A 17,966-nucleotide genomic window follows, 5' to 3' on the forward strand; every position below is an offset into this window, starting at 1 on the left:
TTTCGCTAAGCTCCCTTCAGCATCCGATCCAACTGCCGGTAGCCAATCGCTTCAATAAAGTGCGGTTGAGTGGGTTTGGGTTCACCCTGCAGGTCGGCTAGCGTAAGCGCCACCCGCAAAACGCGGTGGTAGGCGCGGGCGGAAAGCTTGAGCTTTTCGAGCACGCCTGCAAGCCAGGCGCGTTCTTCATCATTCAGGTCGCAGGCGGCTTCCAGGGCTTTGCCGCTTAACTGGCTGTTAAGCGCGCCGCGCGCCATTTGGCGCTCCCGCGCCGCGATTACTCGCTCACGCACGGCTTCGGAGGACTCGCCTTGAGTTTGCGCGGTGAGCTGTTCAGGTGGCAGTGCGGGGACTTCCACCTGAAGGTCGATGCGGTCCAGCAGCGGCCCGGAAAGCCGCGCTTGATAACGCTGGATTTGGCTGGCAGTGCACTGGCAGCGCTGGCGTGGGTCGCCTAAGTGCCCGCAGGGGCATGGATTCATTGCGGCTACCAATTGAAACCGAGCTGGATACCGACGTTCATGACTGGCGCGGGCTATATGAATTTCACCAGTTTCCAGTGGCTGCCGAAGTACCTCTAATACATGGCGTGAAAACTCGGGGAGTTCATCCAAAAAAAGCACGCCGTGGTGAGCGAGTGATATTTCGCCGGGTTTGGGTTTTGAGCCGCCGCCGACCAGGGCGGCGGCGCTGGCACTGTGATGGGGTTGGCGAAACGGCCTTTTGCCCCAGTCAGCTTCCAGTGGCAGGCCGCAGACCGAGCGCACGGCGGCGACTTCCAGGGCATCCTCTTCGGAAAGCGGCGGCAGAATGCCCGGCAGGCGACTGGCCAACATGGTTTTGCCGGTGCCTGGCGGGCCTGCGAATATGAGATTATGACCACCAGCAGCGGCGACTTCGAGCGCACGCCGTGCCTGCTGTTGGCCGCGCACATCGGCGAGGTCATCCACCGGCGTAGAGGCCTTAACCGAGGCGCTGAGCTTGTGCGGGGGAATCTTCTCTTGATCGAGCAAGTGCGCCACGACCTGCCATAGGGTGTCGGCAGGCAGCACCGGTAAATCGCCCGCCAGGGCAGCTTCATCGGCACATTCCCGGGGAATAATCAGCGCTTTTTTCGCCCGCCGCGTAGCCAGAGCAAAGGGTAGGATTCCCGGTACTGCGCGCAGTTTGCCATCAAGGGCCAATTCGCCGGCACACTCCATGCCTTCCAATGCTTCCACCGGAATTTGCCCAGAGGCGGCCAAAATGCCTAATGCAATAGGTAGATCAAAGCGGCCACCCTCTTTGGGAAGATCAGCGGGGGCGAGGTTTAACGTGATGCGTCGCGTATTAGGGAAATCAAAGCCCGCATTGACCAATGCACTGCGCACCCGTTCACGGCTCTCTTTGACGGCGGTTTCGGGTAAGCCCACTAACGTCAGGCCCGGCAAGCCATTAGCGAGATGCACTTCAACATGCACCGCCGGTGCGTCTAAACCTACGCCTGCGCGTGTGGCGACAATGGCTAGCGTCATTGCATTCCCTCGCTGATTTTTCGTACGGCCTGAAGCTAATGCTTGCCGAAACCTACGTTATCTTAAGTATTTAAACTAACGTAATTAAGAACGCTTTGGTAGTCTCATGGCTTGCTAATCAGTAGAGGGGGCGTTCACCACAGCCGATGCATCTAGCGCCGCAGTCAGTTCGCGAGCAAACCGCTGGGCGGAGGGAAGCGCGCCGAAGCTCCATACCGGCGGCAGGCGAACTATCCTGTCGTTTTTGACACTGGGAAGATGCTGCCACAGACCGCTTTTGGAAAGCTGCTCTTCAACCCCGGCAGGCAATGGGTCGATAATCACCAGCGTTGCCTCGGGGTAACGCGCCAACGCTTCAACCCCTACCAGCGCAAACCCCCAGGCGTTGGTGGGCTGGTCCCAGGCATTAGGGAGTTCGAGCTGCTCTAGAACAGCGTTGTAAAGACTGTTATCGCCAAAGACGCGCACGTGGCGGGCATCCATAAACTGAATCATGAGTAGCGGCGCGATTTCTGACTGTGAGAGGGGGCGTGATTTGCGCAGGCTAGCCATCAAGGCTTGGGTGTCTTCAATTAGCTCTTCTGCTTGGGGCTGGTGCTCGGTTAACTCGCCTAGCTGGCGAGTGAGGGTTTGCATCTCTTGCCAGGTATCGGTGCCGGGCGAATAGAGCGCGAACGAGGTGACCGGTGCGATTCGCTCCAGGCGCGGTGTTAAGCCAGCGAACATGGGGGAGATCAGTATCTGTTCGGGCGGTACTTGGGCCAATAGCTCCAGATTGGGTTGGGTGCGCAGGCCCATATCAGTGGCACTGTTAAATATACGGGGCTCACCTACCCAGTCGTGGTAAGCGTCCTGTTGGGCAACGCTGCTAATAGGGGCGTCAATGGCCAGCAGGGTTTCGGCGATAGTCCAGTCGACCGTTGCCCACTGCGCCTTTGCCGTTGAAAAAGTCATTAGGCAAACGGCGAACAGCCCACAGCGTACAAATAAAGAGAGCAGGGTGGTTTGGCGCATGATGAAGAGAGGCCATCCAGAAAAATAAGAGCTGTATTTAAACGATAATATTTATTGTTTGCAAACATGAGTGCAGGTAAAAAAGCCCAGGCGCGGCGGCCTGGGCAAATATGTTCATGATTACTTCTCGATACTTAGGCAATGGCTCTGAGCGGAGGATTAGAATCGGTAGTGAACGCTGGCAGTGATGCCACGCTCGGCGCCAAAGTAGCAGTACTCCAGGGAGTTGCAGGAAGCCACGTACTCTTTATTCAGCAGGTTGTTCACGTTTAAGCGTGTTTCGACCCCTTCAACGCCGAGTTGGCTGAGGTCGTAGCCAACGGTGGCATCGACCAGCGTGTAGTCGGGCACGCTTTCGGTGTTGGCCCGGTCAGCCGCAATATCCGCATAGTGGCGTACACCAATCCCCATATCCACACCGTTTAGCCAACCCTTGTTGCCCTCGTAGTGGCCCCACAGTTGAACCTGGTGTCGGGGTGAGTAAATCGCGTTATTGCCCTGATTGCCGTCATCGCTTTTGGCGTAAGTGATATCGGTGAAGCTGTAGCCCGCCTGTAGCGAAAGGGTGTCGCTCAACCGTGTTTGCGCTTCCAGTTCCAGCCCTTGGGATTCGATTTCACCCACGGCCCGGTAAGGGTCAGTGGGCTGCTCTTTGGTGGCGACGTTCTCCTGGCTGATGTGGAACAGGGCCGCGCTGTACTGGCTGGCGCTGCCGTTTGGTTGGAATTTGACGCCGGTTTCCCACTGTTCGCCTTCCATCGGTTGCAGCAGATCGCCACTTTCATCCACGAAACTGGTGGGGGTGAACGCGGTGGAGTAGCTTAAGTAGGGCGCCACGCCGTTATCGAACAGGTAGACCACCCCGGCGCGGCCACTGAACTGGGTATCGCTGAGCGAGCTGGTATCCCCACTGTCGCGGTTGGTATTGTCGATATTCACCCAGTCGTAGCGGCCGCCCAGGGTGAAGCGCCAGTCATTGAGGGCGATTTGGTCTTGCAGGTAAACGCCGGTTTGGTCGATTTCGTGGCGTTCCCGCACCGGGGCGTAAAACTCGATGGGTTCGCTGCCATACACAGGGTTAAACGCATTGATCGACGGAAAATACCCGGATGGCCAAGAGACGTCGTTTTCCCGCTGCTGGTAATCCACCCCGAACAGCAGCGTGTGATCCATAAAGCCACTGCTAATGTTGGCTTCTAACTGGTTATCGAGCGTCCAGGCGTCTAGCGATTCATTGCTGCCGGAGTAGTAGCGGGTGAGTTCATCAGACGTAGGCGAGGTCCAGCCAAAACCGTAGACCTGATTGAGCACCACATCTGAATTGAGGTAGCGCATCAACTGCCGACCGGTCACCTGATCGTTAAAGCGGTGCTCCAGGGCGTAGCCGACCATGCGCTGGGTGCGCTCATAGGTGTCGTAATCCTCTTCGCCATCAAAGAAGTTGTTGCTGATCTTACGGCCATTGTGGGCGACCACGGCGCCTTCATAGGGGACGCCGGAGTGGTAGCCGCCTTCGGGTTCATCCTGCAAGTAGGCTTCTACCGTTAGGCTGGTGTCATCGGTGATATCCCAAGCGAGCCGGGGCGCAATGGCGTAGCGCTCCTCTTCTGCCGGGCCAAACTGGGTGTCCGCGGCGCTGGCAATGCCGGTCAGGCGAAAGGCCACCCGCTGCTCAGCGCCAAGTGGCCCGGTAAGGTCAAAAGCGGCGCTGCGCTGGTTATTATTACCCACTCGAAAACGCAGCTCACCGCCCTGTTCAAATTCGGGCCGCTTACTGTTCAGGGCGACCACTCCGCCAGGGGAGGCACGACCATAGAGCACCGAGGTGGGCCCGCGCACTACTTCGATACTTTCTAGAAACCACGGGTCGATACGCATGCTGCTATGGGAGTTGGCATCGCCCATGATCTTTAAGCCATCTAAGAAGGTGTTGCTCAAACTGCCGTCTGAAAAACCGCGCAGCACGAGATAATCAAAGCGGTTGGAGGCGCCTATCTGATTGCTGTAGACACCGGGCGTGTAGTCGGTGGCGCGCTGGACGGTGCTGACACCGCGGTTATCCATCTGTTCTCGCGTAATGGTCGAAACACTTTGAGGTGTTTCGATAAAGGGCGTTTCTACCTTGGTAGCGGCCTGCTGCGCAGTCACCGTGACAGTGCCCAGCTCGGTGTTCTCTTGTGCATAAAGGGGTGATACCGCTAATGCGGCGATGACGGCCACGCTGAGCGGGGTGCGTGACAAAGAGTGCATAGGGAGTAAGCGGAGATCGGAGATGTACATGGAGTGAGTACCTGCGCAAAAATCGATTAACTAAATTGTTAATAAGAATTATTGCGTTTAATGGCGTTTAAAAGGTATGCGGGATGACAAAGCAGCTATGCGTACTGCCAAGAAAGCCTTTATCCAGGAACTTGCAGCATTAAGGTCTGTGCAACCTAGCCTTGGTTGAGCACTTCATGAGGTGCGATGCCAAAGGCCCGTTTAAAGGCAGTAGCAAAATTAGTGGCGTGGCGGTAACCACAGGCATGAGCGGCTTGCTGCACGCTATAGCCGCGCTGTAAGTCACGATACGCCTGCGCTAAGCGGCTATGGCGTAGGTGATCAAACAGCGAGTAGCCATAACAGGCGCGAAACTTCTGGCGCAGGCTGCTGGGGCTCATGGCGGCTTCACGGGCTAAGTCGTTCAAGCAGTAGCGTTGGGTTGGGTCATCGGCAATGCGTTGATGCAACCGTGTTAGACAGTCGCGGTCACGTGAGGTCAAGCGAGTCTCAGGTCGGTGGCTGGCGGAGTGCTCTGCCAGGGGTGATAACTGATTTTGCGGCAAGCCATGGCCGAGTAGCTGCAGTGCTAACCCTTGCCATACCAGAGGTTGGCGGCAGGCGCTAGGTGGCTGGTCGATAGTGGCGCGCAGGAGCGTGATAAGCGGCTCAGGGAGCCGCCAGCGATGCAGCAAAGGTTCTTTCGGTGCTAAGGGGAGATCATGGGGGGCTGTGGCGAGTACGGCTAGGTTGACCGTGCGCAGGCGCGGTTGCGTTGGCTGGTAGACAGTGAGCGAGTGCTGGGGGGTGAAGTGGGCGCAAAGCCCATCACCTGCTGCAAAGGCCAGGCATTGATTACCTACCGTGGCGTTAATGTGTCCTTCCAGCACCACACTAAGGAACCAGGGTACCGATTGGCGAGAAGCTGACCAGTAGGTGCGTTCAACCTGAAGATCAGAGAGCGTTAAATGCAGTGATGCAGAGAGACTAACATCGTGAACACGGCCCTGGGCAACGGGAGCAACACCTGCGCAGCTACCTTCAATTCGGTACTCGATACCGAAGCGTGATCCCAGCTGCTCTAGCGATTGCGGCGTCAGAGTATGCTGTGTTTGGTCTGCAGGCGGGTGAGCAGAGAGTGTTTTCATAGGTCATGGCGCTATCGTTTTCGATGATATGCATCAAATTGGCGCATCAGTACGCAAGACGACTTATCAAAATGAAAAAGTCCGCGCTGGCAGAGGCCATCCCAACGCGGTGTCGGCACCGGTTTGACCTATCTTGGTGCTTACACGCGACTTTTTTACAGGCCGGCTTTCGCAAGAACGCCACTAGCGAACAACGAATGGCCTTTAAAAGGGCTGCTAGACCAGAAAGGTAACATTAGCAGTTAAAATGTCAATGATATTGATTCGTATTTATGGGGTGGGGCGTTTTGAAAGGATACGATAGAGCAAGGTGAGCCATCATGACGGCAGATGTCGGCAATAGGTGACGTCACGCTATTGCCGATAACCGCTAACTAAGTGACTGAGCAGTAAATGGATTTACCGTTGGGTCGGTTTTTTGTCTTCATTGCTGTCACTGTCATCGTCTGGTTCTGGTGTAGGCACTGGCGGTACTTCTGCTTCCACCGGCGTGGTAGTTGGCGCTGTGGAGGCTTCAACGGCTGCTTCAAGGTGGGCGACTTGGCGTTCTAACGCCTCTACCCGTGAGCGCGTACGCTGCAGCACGTCCATCAAAATATCGAAATCTTCCCGCGAGACAAGCTCTAGTCGGTCGAAAGCGCCACGCACGACTTGCTGGACGCCCTTTTGTATATCTTCCGGTGCCTGAGAGGCGTTCTGTAAACGGTCGCCAATCTGCTGTGCCAGTCGGCTGATGCGGTCTTGAGGCGCCATAGCTGCTCTCTCCTTAATCACTCACTAAATGAACATATATAAAAACGGCTTACCCGTAAGGATACGCAACAGTTGGCGAATTCGCATGCGTCGAATGGATTAACTGCTCAGCGGGTGGCTTGCATCGAAATAGAGCAGGCAACATTTGCTTATGCCTTTTTTTGGTGCAATAGCCGTGCTGTGACGGTGAATTTGACGCAATTAAGCGCTTTTAAGGACTCCTTTTGTTTCCTAATTGATTGACTTATAGGCAAAAAAAATCAGCTGGCACAGTATGCGCATTATCGGTTCAGGTGCTTATTCTGGCGGCTGTGCCGCTACCAATCTAGCAGGACTTATCCAGCAAGGGAGATCCGGGATGAAACTCATCACCGCTATCATCAAGCCATTCAAGCTCGACGACGTTCGTGAGGCATTAGCCGACAACGGCGTTCAGGGCATTACGGTCACTGAAGTTAAAGGGTTTGGTCGTCAGAAAGGGCATACCGAGCTGTACCGCGGCGCGGAATATGTCGTCGACTTTCTACCCAAGGTAAAAGTAGAAGTTGCTGTTGACGATGCGCGTTTAGAAAGCGTGTTGGATGCGATCTGTAGCGCTGCCAATAGCGGCAAAATCGGTGACGGCAAGGTGTTTGTTACGCCACTGGAAGACGTGATTCGTATCCGCACCGGTGAACGCGGCGCTGACGCCGTATAACTGGCGCCACGCGAACAGGCTGCAGAGCCGTCTTTTGCGTATAACTTCTCATAAAATAACGGGGAACACCTCATGAATGAGTTAGCTGATTTGAGCTACGCGCTCGATACGTTCTACTTTCTAATTTGCGGCGTGCTGGTGATGTGGATGGCCGCTGGCTTCTCCATGTTAGAAGCGGGCCTGGTACGCTCCAAAAACACCGCTGAAATCCTGACCAAGAACATCGCGCTGTTTGCGATTGCCTGCACCATGTACCTGCTGGTGGGCTACTACATCATGTACTCCAGCAGCGCTGGCGGCTTCTTGCCTAATCTGGGCTTCCTCATTGGCGCCGAAAACAGCGCTGATGCAGTAACCGCCGGTGGCGATGACGCACCTTACTACTCCATGCGTTCTGACTTCTTCTTCCAAGTGGTGTTTGTTGCCACCGCCATGTCGATTGTGTCGGGTGCCGTGGCCGAGCGTATGAAGCTGTGGGCATTCCTGGCCTTTGCAGTGGTGATGACCGCGTTTATCTATCCGGTGTCTGGCTACTGGACGTGGGGCGGCGGTTGGTTGTCCGAAGTCGGTTACTCTGACTACGCTGGCTCAGGCATTGTGCACCTTGCCGGTGCAGCTGCAGCTCTCGCCGGTGTCATCGTGCTAGGCCCACGTAAAGGCAAGTACGGTAAAGATGGCTCTATCCACGCGATTCCCGGTGCCAATATGCCGCTGGCGACACTAGGTACGTTCATTCTGTGGATGGGCTGGTTCGGCTTTAACGGTGGTTCCGAACTTAAACTGGCGGCCGTCGATTCTGCGAATAACGTGGCGCAAGTGTTTGTAAATACTAATGCTGCTGCAGCAGGTGGTGTTATTGCGGCACTAATTTTGGCCAAACTGTGGTTCCGTAAAGCGGACCTTACCATGGCACTGAACGGTGCGCTGGCGGGTCTGGTGGCAATCACTGCTGATCCGCTCTCTCCGACCGCACTGGGCGCCACGATTATCGGCGCGATTGGCGGCATCATCGTTGTCGCTGCCATCGTCACCCTCGATAAAGTGAAACTGGATGATCCGGTGGGTGCGATTTCGGTGCACGGTGTTGTCGGTATCTGGGGCGTGTTGGCCGTGCCGTTGACTAACGAGGGCGCGTCATTCGGTGCGCAGATCATCGGTATCGCGGGTATCTTCGGCTGGGTGTTCCTGGCAAGCCTGGTGGTGTGGTTGATCCTGAAAGCCATCATGGGTATCCGGGTCAGCGAAGAAGAAGAGTATGAAGGCGTTGATATCGCTGAATGTGGTCTCGAAGCCTACCCCGAATTTGGTATTAAGAAATAATTTAATGCCAACTCTTTGAGCTGGTGTGCTCCTTATAGCCTCCCCTAAAGTGGGAGGCTTTTTTATTCTCTGCCGATAGCGGTGTATGCTGGTGGTTAGTGGTTATTGGTTGCCTTATCAGCAGCCGTGCAACCCAACCCCATCACGGCCACCCAGTTAGAGGATATGGTAATGAAATTGATCACAGCTATTATCAAGCCGTTCAAGCTCGACGATGTGCGCGAGTCGCTCTCCGATATCGGCGTGCAGGGTATTACGGTGACAGAAGTGAAGGGCTTTGGGCGCCAGAAAGGGCATACCGAGCTGTATCGTGGCGCTGAGTATGTGGTGGACTTTCTACCCAAGGTGAAGCTGGAAGTAGCCGTGGACGACGACATGGCCGAACAGGTGATTGATGCGATCACCCAGGTCGCGAATACAGGGAAAATCGGCGACGGCAAAATCTTTGTGATGCCGCTAGAGCAGGTGATCCGTATCCGTACCGGCGAAACCGGTAAAGACGCCGTTTAAAGGCGCCAGCATACAAAACCCCCGCTAGCCGGTTTATATCCTCAAACCGAGTAGCGGGGGTTTTTAGTGGCTAGTGGTTAACTTATTTTTCAACGAAAGCGCGTTCAATCACGTAGTCGCCCGGCTCGCCCATGCGCGGCGAGATATTGAGCCCCAGCTCATCAAGCAGTGCGCTGGTATCGTCCAGCATGGCGGGGCTACCGCAGATCATGGCACGATCCTGACGCGGATCGATGGGTGGCAATCCGGTATCTTCGAACAGCTTACCGGTACGGATATGATCGGTCAGGCGGCCCATGGTGTGGAACTCTTCACGGGTAACGGTCGGGTAGTAGACCAGCTTTTCAGTGATATCTTCACCCAGATACTCGTGCGCAGGCAGCTCTTTGGTGATGAAGTCGGCGTAAGCCAGTTCAGAGACCTCGCGGACACCGTGTACCAGCACGATTTTCTCGTAGCGTTCGTAAACGTCTGGGTCTTGGATCAAGCTCATGAACGGCGCCAGACCAGTACCAGTCGAAAGCATGTAGAGGTTACGACCGGGCAGTAGATCATCGGTCACCAGCGTGCCGGTTGGCTTGCGGCTGACCATGATCTGATCGCCCACTTTCAAGTGCTGTAGGCGTGAGGTTAGCGGGCCGTCGGGCACTTTGATGCTGAAGAACTCAAGGTGGTCTTCATAGTTGGGGCTGGCAATCGAGTAAGCGCGCATTAGCGGCTTGCCATTCACTTCCAGACCAATCATTACAAACTGACCGGTTTTGAAACGCAGGCTGCGCTCGCGTGTGGTACGAAAGCTGAACAGGGTATCGTTCCAGTGATGAACACTAAGCACTTCTTCCAGAGCAAACTTACTCATGCCGTTTCTCCCTTAGCCGATGCGGACGTGCTACTGCATCGGGCATATTCTTAAAAAGAATAAAAATGATTAAATAAGTTGCCAGCAAGTCTAAGCAAAGGGTGGTATATCTGTTAATCGAATTATATTGATATCGGTTATCTGAAAAATAGATATAGATCAAATAAAGGTCAGACGTTATGCACTACACTTTGCGGCAGTTGGAAGTTTTTGTAGCGGTCGCCCAGCATGAGAGCGTCTCCCATGCGGCGCGGGCGCTCTCCATGTCTCAGTCAGCGACCAGTACCGCGCTTGCCGAGCTGGAGCGGCAGTTCGATTGCCAACTGCTGGATCGCATCGGCAAGCGCCTAAAGCTCAACGCACTCGGCTTTCAACTGTTGCCCAAAGCGGTGGCGCTGCTCGACCGCGGGGAAGAGATAGAGGAACTCCTGCGTGGTCAACAGGGGGTTGGGTCGCTGGAGGTAGGCGCCACGCTAACCATCGGTAACTACCTTGCCACGCTGCTGATCAGCGACTTTATGCAGCGCCACCCCGGCAGCCGAGTGCGCTTAGCAGTGCGCAATACCCGCCATATTATCGAAGGTGTGCGTCAACATTCGCTGGATTTAGGGCTGATTGAGGGGCAGTGCGACGATGAGATGATCATCAGCCAGCCCTGGGTCGAAGATGAGCTGTGCGTGTTCTGCTCGCCGCGCCACCCACTGGCAGGCCGTGAGCACCTTGAGTTAGAGCAACTACTGCGTGAAGACTGGATCATGCGTGAAGAGGGCTCGGGCACGCGGATGACGCTGGAGCACGCCGCACGCCACCGCCGCAGCCGGTTTAATACCTTGTTGGAACTTGAGCACACCGAGGGCATCAAGCGCGCCGTGGAATCAGGGTTGGGCATTGGCTGTGTCTCACGCCTAGCCCTGCGCGATGCCTTCCGGCGCGGCAGCTTGGTACCGCTGCCCACGCCGGAGTTGGATTTGAAGCGTCAATTCACCTTTATATGGCACCGCCACAAGTACCTCACCACCGGTGTGCGTGAGTTCTTGCGGCTATGCCGTGAAATGACCGCTGGGGCTAAACGCAGTGACGATATTGCGCTGCCGCCGATTCCTTAACATCTCCACTGGCTTTGCTCTTGAGATTAGGTGGTATAGGCTCTGGCGTTGCTTAATGCTAACGGAGCAGACGCTGATTCTGAAAGTTTGAAGCCGCCCACTGCATCTGCCAAGCGTAGTGACTGATCTTTTAGCTGCTCAGCTGCAGTGGTGGATTCTTCCACCATGGCGGCATTCTGTTGCGTCATGCGGTCGAGTTCGGACACGGCAATATTGACCTGACTGATACCATCACTTTGCTCACGCGTAGCGGCGGTAATTTCGTTCAATACATCGGTTACACGAGTGATGCTAACGACAATCTCTTGCATGGTAGAGCCCGCGCTCTTAACCAACTGAGTACCGTTGGTAACAGTTTGGTGAGAAGTATCTATGAGCGTTTTGATCTCACTGGAGGCATCGCTGCTGCGCTGAGCCAGTTTACGTACTTCATCGGCTACCACTGCAAACCCACGGCCATGCTCACCAGCGCGTGCAGCCTCTACAGAGGCATTCAATGCCAGCAGGTTGGTCTGGAAGGCGATGCCATCCATGAACGTAACAATCTCTCTGATTCGCGTAGATGAAGCCGAAATATCGTCCATGGTGGCAACAACCTGGCCCACTACGTCACCACCGCGGTTCGCTACTTCAGATGCGTCTAACGACAGTTGATTAGCATGTTGTGCCGAGGAAGCGGTATGTTCGATAGTGCTGGTGATTTCTTCAATGGAAGCAGAGCTCTGCTGAAGGCTTGAGGCCGCATTGTCGGTGCGCCGCGATAAATCCTGGCCACCAAGGGCGATTTCACTGGCCGCGGTTTGAACCGATTGGCTGCTGTCACGAATGGTGAGCATGACACCATCCATTTTCGCGACAAACTGGTTAAAGGCGCTGGCAATTTGTGCCACCTCGTCGCGACCATCTTCTGATAAGCGCTGAGTTAAATCGCCGCTGCCGCTGGCTATGCTCATCAATGCATTGCGCACGCTAAGCAAACGACGCAGGAGAAAAGTTAACAGCAGGCCAAATGTAATTATCGTGATGCCAGCAACAATGATTAGCGTCACAATGGATGTTGTCGCGATTGCCCGAAGGCCCGTTGTGGCTTCGGCTTCATCTAACGCCACCACTAATTGCCAACCGCTACTGCCACCTACCGGACTGCCTAAAAGTAATTTGTCGCTATCTTGTAGTGTGAGGGCAATGGGTGTGGAGGCACGGGACAGTTGGTCGAGCATCGCAGGGGTAAGCTGTGCGCTAATTGCTGATACAGGCTCTAGTGTTAAGTTAGCATCAGGGTGAGCGACGAGCGTGCCGTCATTCGTAGTAAGAAAACCAAAGCTAGCGTCTGTCGGTGCAATGCCGCTAACAATCTCTATGACATCAGTGATGGCAATATCGGCCCCAACCACAGCTGCTAGCTTTTCGTTTTGATAATAAGGGCGCGCAAACGTAACGATAAGGCCACCGCTTTGGGCATCTACATAGGGGGTAGTAATAATGGTTTCTCCTGCACTTACCGCGTCTTGGTACCAGGGACGCTGGCGAGGATCATAATCACTAGGGGGCTCCCAGCCATCGGAAAAAATAGCGGCTGACGTAGAGGGGTGGGCAATGTAGGTACTCATGAAATTGCCTGAGGACTCTAATTGGCGCAGCGCGGCAAGCGGGTCATCGCTATTAACCGCATCTTCCATACTGGACAGCATCGTATAGCGTGCGCTAAACCACTCGTTGATAGCTTGCGTATTACCTTTAACCACGGCACTTAGATTACGGGTTATTTGTTGATTATTATGGTGTTTTACCGTGGTATAGCTGGCAATGCCGTTAATCATCAGGGCAAGAGTAATCACTACTAGCGCAGCTAGTAGAATGCGTGCTCGGAGGGTAGAAAACATGATCGCTCTCGACGTCGAAGTGCATGTCAGTACCCAGGGAGGCACTGTTGATAGAACTTCTTAGTATCGGCGAGAGCGACCACTACTTTAGGTTAGTAAGGAGATTGTAAAGTTAATACGTCTAACGTAAGTCGCTCACGGCAGTTTGAATTTCTGCTAGCGAGGCTTTGCTTAGGTCTTTCGAAAGGGAGTGAATGACCAGTTTCTGGGTCGGGCCATCAAGCTTGTCACGCAACAGGCCTAAAAATTTAGGTGGGGCGACCATGATTAGCTTTTCCAGGCTGTTCTTAACCCGCGCACTGTAGAGGTGTTGAGCGACCTCTTTAGCAAACAGTTCATTCTCGTGCTGTGAAGCAACGTTTTCTTCTCCAGAAGAGCGTGACGTAGAGGATGTTGACTCATGCACATCGGCGCCGCGGCGATCAGTGATTAAATCGCCTTCATGAAGTCTTCCTGCTGCATGTACCAGGCTTTCCTTTTCGGCAAGATTAAGCGAATCACGGGTAAAAATACGCGCGCGAGCGGCGTCGGCTACCACGATATAAGTTGTCATCGCTGTGCATACTCCTTGTCGTTGATGATCCTTTAAACATGGCAAGCGTTTGGCGCTAGGTCAAACGCTTAGGCCACCTACAGGACTTTGCCGCGCAGCAAACTGGTGATGGCTTCGCCAATCAGCACCAGCACAATAATGGCAATCAAAATGGTCGCCACGGTTGGCCAGGCAAAGGTGTCAATGGCACCTTGCAGGATCACCCCAATACCGCCCGCACCCACTAAGCCAAGCACTGTCGATTCGCGGATATTGATATCCCAGCGCAGGATCACAATGGCAAAAAAGGCTGGCATGACCTGAGGCACAATCGCATAGGCAACCACTTTGGCCTTGGAGGCGCCGGTGGCTTCCATCGCCTCTACGGGGCGTCGGTCGATTTCCTCGATTGCCTCGCCCATCAACTTGCCGATAAAGCCAATGGAGCGAAATACGATGGCGAGTATCCCTGCTAGCACGCCAGGACCAAAAATTGCCACGAATAGCAGCGCCCAGATAATGGTGTTTACCGAACGGCTGGAGACGAGAATAAAACGCCCCAGCCACAGGCAGGTACGGTTTGGCGTAGTGTTTTGGGCCGCAATATAGGCCACCGGTAAGGCCAAGAAAATGGTTAAGAAGGTCGCCAGGGTGGCGATATGCACGGTCTCAATGAGCGCTGCGATAATGCCATTAAATCCCGCTGCACTGGGCGGCCACATGCGCCCCCCAAGCGCAGAGATTTGGTTAGGCGCATCCCATACCCAGGGCCAAAAAATATCAATGTCGCGCACCGTCCAGACCACTACTATCAAGGTGGCTAGGAGCACGGCGTAGCGAATAAGGCGTTGCTTGCGGTCGTAACGTTGCCAAACACGGTCGGCAAGTTGCTGTGCGTGATCTACCATATTTTTTTCCTTACCCAGCCGCTGACACCTTCGCTGAGCAAAATGACCGCGATAATAACGAGCAGAATCGCAAAGGCGAAATCGTAATCGTAGCGCCCAAAGGCGTTCATGAGCGTGCCGCCAATGCCGCCTGCCCCCACGATTCCAACCACTGCTGAGGCGCGAAGGTTGCTGTCCAATTGGTACATGGAAAGGCCGACCTGGCGTGGCAGTATTTGCGGGAAAACCGCATAAAATAGAATCGCCAAATAGCCCGCTCCCGCGGCTTTCATCGCTTCAACCTGCCCCCAGTTAATTTCCTCGATTTCTTCGGCGAGCAGCTTGCCGACAAAACCAATCGAATAGAGCGTGAGGGTAAGGATACCCGCCAGCGGACCAAAGCCGACAGCAGCGACGAACAGAATCGCCACGATCACCGGGTGGAAGCTGCGTGAGACAATAATCACTGCTCGGCCAATGATGTAAATCGGCATTGGAGCGATATTGCGCGCCGCCATCACGGCAAAAGGAATAGAGAGCAAAACCCCCATCAATGTGGCCAAAATGGCGATTTGAAAGCTCTCTTTAAAACCTGTCAGCAGTAGCTCGTAGCGCTCTAAATTGGGCGGGAAGCCGCCACTAAAAATACGCGTGGCGCGAGGCAACCCTTCAGAGATTCGCGCCCAGTTGAATGGCAGCGAGCCGAACGCCCAGACCAAATAGACTACGGCGACGATGATCAAACCGTAGCGCAGCAGCGGATTGGCGATAAACGGCGGCTTTTTCCAAGTACGTGGTGAGGCAGTGGTAGCGTCAGGCGGAGTCATGGGCGCGCTCCTCCGCTGGATTCTCGGTGATCGCATCGTCCGGTGCTTCAATGCCGCCGTAAATGGCGTCTAGCGCGTCTTTGTTGAAGTCGGCAGGCAACCCATCAAAGATCATCTTGCCGTGGCGTAGACCCACTATGCGCTCGGTATAGGTTTTGGCCTGTGCCACGTTGTGGATATTAATGAGCACCGGCAGCGACAGCTCGCTGGCCAGGCTCTGCAGCAGTATCATGATCTGCTCGGAGGTGCGTGGGTCGAGAGAGGCCGTTGGTTCGTCTGCCAGCAGGACTTCAGGTTCCTGCATTAGCGCACGAACCACGCCTACCCGCTGGCGCTCACCGCCGGATAGCTCATCCGCGCGCTTGTTGGCGTAGTGAGCGATTCCCACCCGCTCCATCAGCACAAACGCACGTTCAATATCTGCCTGGGGATAGCGGCGCGATATCGCTTGATAGAGATTGACGTAACCCAACCGCCCGGCCAGCACGTTCTCCATCACGGTCAAACGATCCAGCAGATTAAAGCCCTGGAACACCATGCCGATTTTGCGGCGAGCACGGCGCAGTTCAGCGCCTTTCAGGTTCACCAGCTCATTGCCGTTGAGTTTGATTGAGCCAGAGGTGGGCTCGACCAGGCGATTAATACATCTCAGCATGGTGCTTTTACCTGCACCCGAGGCGCCTACGATAGAAACAACACTGTTCCCATTTACCTTGAGGTCAAGCCCTTTCAGCACGGCTTCATCGTGACCATAACGTTTGACCAGATTGGTAATTTCCAGCATGTGTCCGCTTCCATCGTCGAGAAAATAACCGCACCGCCGGAGGCGATGCGTTACGTTTACTCTTCCAGATTTTCTGGCGTATAACTCACATCATTAGCCGCCTGAATGGTGCGGATTACCTTCCAGTTATCCTGGTAGTTGATGGGAATAAATTTCTCGACGCCTTCAAACTCCTCTCCTAGCTCGGTGCCGACAAAATCAAAGCTGAAAAAGGCTTCTTCGATTTTTTTGACCAGATCTGGGTGCAGGTTATGGGCGTAGTTGTAAGACGTGGTGGGGAAGCGGTCGGACTCAAAAATCAGCCGCACGTCCTCTTCATCGTAAAGGCCGCGGGCGGCCATCCGCTCGACGACTTCAGAGGCCACAGGAGCGGCGTCATAGTCTTGGGCCACAACACCTAGCATGGACTGATCGTGGCTACCCGAGTAGACAACCTCGTAATCTTCATCGGGCGTAATGCCGAGTTCAGGCAGCAGGGCGCGAGGGGCCAAGTTCCCCGAGTTGGAGGTGGGCGAGGTGTGGGCGACACGCTTACCTTTGAGGTCTTCTACCTCGTGAATGTCGGAATCGACGTGGGTAAATAGCTGCAGGGTATAACCAAATTGGCCGCTATCAGAGCCCATCAATGCAAATGGCACAGCACCAGCCAAATTCACCGCAAACGGTGTGGGGCCGGTAGAGAACCCAGCAATATGCAGCCGCCCGCTGCGCATGGCTTCTACCTGCGCCGCGTTGGACTGCACCGCGAAGAAGCGCACATCGCGCTCGGTGACTTCCGCCAAGTGATCGATAAAGGGCTGCCAGATATCTGAATAAATGGCCGGATCTTCTACCGGGGTATAGGCAAAAATCAGCGTATCGGGATTAACCCACTCAGACTCGTCAGACGGACGATCAGCGACCATATCGCCATCTTCGTCGCAATAAATGGCAGCCAAATCACCCCGCTCACACTCAGCGAAAGCAGGTGTTGTTAACAGGGCGAGCGGAAGGAGTGATGCGGCGGTAAGCATTGCAAGCGGGCGCTTGCGGAAGAGCGAAGTTGCCATGGTATGCCTCGTTTGTACGGTTATTGTTGTGTGCTTGCTATGGTTAATGCTGTGTTCTCTTCACTGCGATTTGCTACTTATGAAAACGAAAAATGGTTCGTAAGTGGACATTCCGCGCGAAGGATGGTTATTTTCGAAAGCAGACACCTTCAATCTAGGGTTTGTGACAAACTTATGTCAAATACTTTACAGCCTCCCTCTGACCATTGGCGCAATCGCTATTTATTAATGCGCCACGGCCACAGCCAAGCAAACCAACAGGGGCTAATTATCAGCAGCCCTGAGCGCGGTATTAACGAGTTTGGTCTCTCGGCGATCGGCGAGCGCCAGCTTGCCCAGGCGGTGGCTGAGTGGGGGTGGCCTGTGCCCACCAAAGTGGTGCATTCAGATTTTTTAAGGACGACCCAAACGGCTGCCCAGGTGGCGAGCGCTTTTAAGCTTGAGATGGCCACCGATAAGCGCTTGCGGGAGCGTTATTTTGGCGAATTCGATGGGCAGACTGATGCGCATTATCCTGACGTATGGGCACTGGACAGCCGTAATGCCGATCATACTCATCATCAGGTGGAAGCCGTTAGTTCAGTAGCGGCGCGCATGAGCGCCGTGATGGAAGGGCTAGAACAGCAATACGCAGGTGAAATCATCCTGTTGGTAAGCCATGGCGACCCGCTGCAAATCCTGCTCACGGCGCTAGCCGGGAAACCGCTGACGACCCATCGTGAGCAAACGCCGTTAGCACCCGCTAGCATCACTCTTTATGGGCATGGTGTGTAATCCACAGAAAGCTGTGTGATAGTCTCTAAGAAAAGTAAAGAGATCCTATT

17 protein-coding genes are annotated in these 17,966 nt (G+C 54.6%); 5 read left to right on the forward strand and 12 right to left on the reverse strand.

The features are described from left to right. Positions 1-5: 5 nt before the first annotated feature. From V8L71_RS05645 to V8L71_RS05665, 5 genes are all read right to left on the reverse strand, one after another. Positions 6-1,514, reverse strand: coding sequence for a YifB family Mg chelatase-like AAA ATPase (locus V8L71_RS05645; protein ID WP_336273471.1), 1,509 nt, complete (start codon positions 1,512-1,514; stop codon positions 6-8). A gap of 114 nt (positions 1,515-1,628) precedes the next feature. After that, positions 1,629-2,528: an ABC transporter substrate-binding protein gene (locus V8L71_RS05650; protein WP_336273472.1), complete on the reverse strand. Its 900-nt coding sequence runs from the start codon at positions 2,526-2,528 to the stop codon at positions 1,629-1,631. A gap of 159 nt (positions 2,529-2,687) precedes the next feature. Continuing rightward, entirely contained in the window at positions 2,688-4,808 is a 2,121-nt protein-coding gene (locus tag V8L71_RS05655) for a TonB-dependent siderophore receptor (protein WP_336273473.1), read from the reverse strand. Positions 4,809-4,963: 155 nt separating this feature from the next. Continuing rightward, positions 4,964-5,935 carry a helix-turn-helix transcriptional regulator gene (locus V8L71_RS05660; protein WP_336273474.1) on the reverse strand — a complete coding sequence of 324 codons (972 nt, stop codon included), beginning with the start codon at positions 5,933-5,935 and terminating at the stop codon, positions 4,964-4,966. A gap of 399 nt (positions 5,936-6,334) precedes the next feature. Beyond that, positions 6,335-6,688, reverse strand: a complete 354-nt coding sequence (locus V8L71_RS05665) for an accessory factor UbiK family protein (RefSeq protein ID WP_336273475.1) — start codon at positions 6,686-6,688, stop codon at positions 6,335-6,337. A gap of 358 nt (positions 6,689-7,046) precedes the next feature. On the opposite strand from V8L71_RS05665, the gene V8L71_RS05670 reads away from it, so the two are divergent. From V8L71_RS05670 to glnK, 3 genes are all read left to right on the forward strand, one after another. Further along, positions 7,047-7,385, forward strand: a complete 339-nt coding sequence (locus V8L71_RS05670; protein ID WP_007112359.1) for a P-II family nitrogen regulator — start codon at positions 7,047-7,049, stop codon at positions 7,383-7,385. A 72-nt stretch (positions 7,386-7,457) separates the two neighbouring features. Then, complete coding sequence (locus tag V8L71_RS05675) at positions 7,458-8,705, forward strand: ammonium transporter (RefSeq protein WP_336273476.1); 1,248 nt, start codon at positions 7,458-7,460, stop codon at positions 8,703-8,705. Between the two features lie 171 nt (positions 8,706-8,876). Beyond that, entirely contained in the window at positions 8,877-9,215 is a 339-nt protein-coding gene (glnK, locus tag V8L71_RS05680) for a P-II family nitrogen regulator (RefSeq protein ID WP_007112362.1), read from the forward strand. Between the two features lie 82 nt (positions 9,216-9,297). On the opposite strand, the gene V8L71_RS05685 is transcribed toward glnK, so the two are convergent. Next, positions 9,298-10,074, reverse strand: coding sequence for a ferredoxin--NADP reductase (locus tag V8L71_RS05685; protein WP_008956562.1), 777 nt, complete (start codon positions 10,072-10,074; stop codon positions 9,298-9,300). 179 nt (positions 10,075-10,253) lie between these two features. Between V8L71_RS05685 and V8L71_RS05690 the strand changes: the two genes are divergently transcribed. Beyond that, positions 10,254-11,180 (forward strand): LysR family transcriptional regulator, encoded by a 927-nt coding sequence (locus V8L71_RS05690; protein ID WP_008956563.1) that lies wholly within the window; start codon positions 10,254-10,256, stop codon positions 11,178-11,180. A gap of 26 nt (positions 11,181-11,206) precedes the next feature. On the opposite strand, the gene V8L71_RS05695 is transcribed toward V8L71_RS05690, so the two are convergent. The 6 genes from V8L71_RS05695 to phnD all read right to left on the reverse strand — a co-directional run bounded on the left by V8L71_RS05695 (position 11,207) and on the right by phnD (position 17,142). Next, positions 11,207-13,063, reverse strand: a complete 1,857-nt coding sequence (locus V8L71_RS05695; protein ID WP_336269345.1) for a methyl-accepting chemotaxis protein — start codon at positions 13,061-13,063, stop codon at positions 11,207-11,209. 121 nt (positions 13,064-13,184) lie between these two features. After that, positions 13,185-13,616 carry a host attachment protein gene (locus tag V8L71_RS05700; RefSeq protein ID WP_008956565.1) on the reverse strand — a complete coding sequence of 144 codons (432 nt, stop codon included), beginning with the start codon at positions 13,614-13,616 and terminating at the stop codon, positions 13,185-13,187. A 77-nt stretch (positions 13,617-13,693) separates the two neighbouring features. Then, positions 13,694-14,503, reverse strand: coding sequence for a phosphonate ABC transporter, permease protein PhnE (phnE, locus tag V8L71_RS05705; RefSeq protein ID WP_336269346.1), 810 nt, complete (start codon positions 14,501-14,503; stop codon positions 13,694-13,696). Continuing rightward, a complete protein-coding gene (phnE, locus tag V8L71_RS05710) occupies positions 14,497-15,309 on the reverse strand; it encodes a phosphonate ABC transporter, permease protein PhnE (protein WP_336269347.1) in 813 nt (270 codons plus the stop codon). The genes phnE (V8L71_RS05705) and phnE (V8L71_RS05710) overlap by 7 nt, the downstream gene beginning before the upstream one ends. Then, a complete protein-coding gene (gene phnC / locus V8L71_RS05715; protein WP_336269348.1) occupies positions 15,296-16,093 on the reverse strand; it encodes a phosphonate ABC transporter ATP-binding protein in 798 nt (265 codons plus the stop codon). The genes phnE (V8L71_RS05710) and phnC overlap by 14 nt, the downstream gene beginning before the upstream one ends. Before the next feature lie 56 nt (positions 16,094-16,149). Further along, positions 16,150-17,142 (reverse strand): phosphate/phosphite/phosphonate ABC transporter substrate-binding protein, encoded by a 993-nt coding sequence (gene phnD / locus V8L71_RS05720; RefSeq protein WP_008956569.1) that lies wholly within the window; start codon positions 17,140-17,142, stop codon positions 16,150-16,152. Between the two features lie 174 nt (positions 17,143-17,316). On the opposite strand from phnD, the gene V8L71_RS05725 reads away from it, so the two are divergent. Then, positions 17,317-17,916, forward strand: a complete 600-nt coding sequence (locus tag V8L71_RS05725) for a histidine phosphatase family protein (RefSeq protein WP_336273477.1) — start codon at positions 17,317-17,319, stop codon at positions 17,914-17,916. Positions 17,917-17,966 lie beyond the last annotated feature (50 nt).

This window comes from Vreelandella indica (assembly GCF_037070225.1).
In the GTDB taxonomy this organism is placed as follows: domain Bacteria; phylum Pseudomonadota; class Gammaproteobacteria; order Pseudomonadales; family Halomonadaceae; genus Vreelandella; species Vreelandella arctica.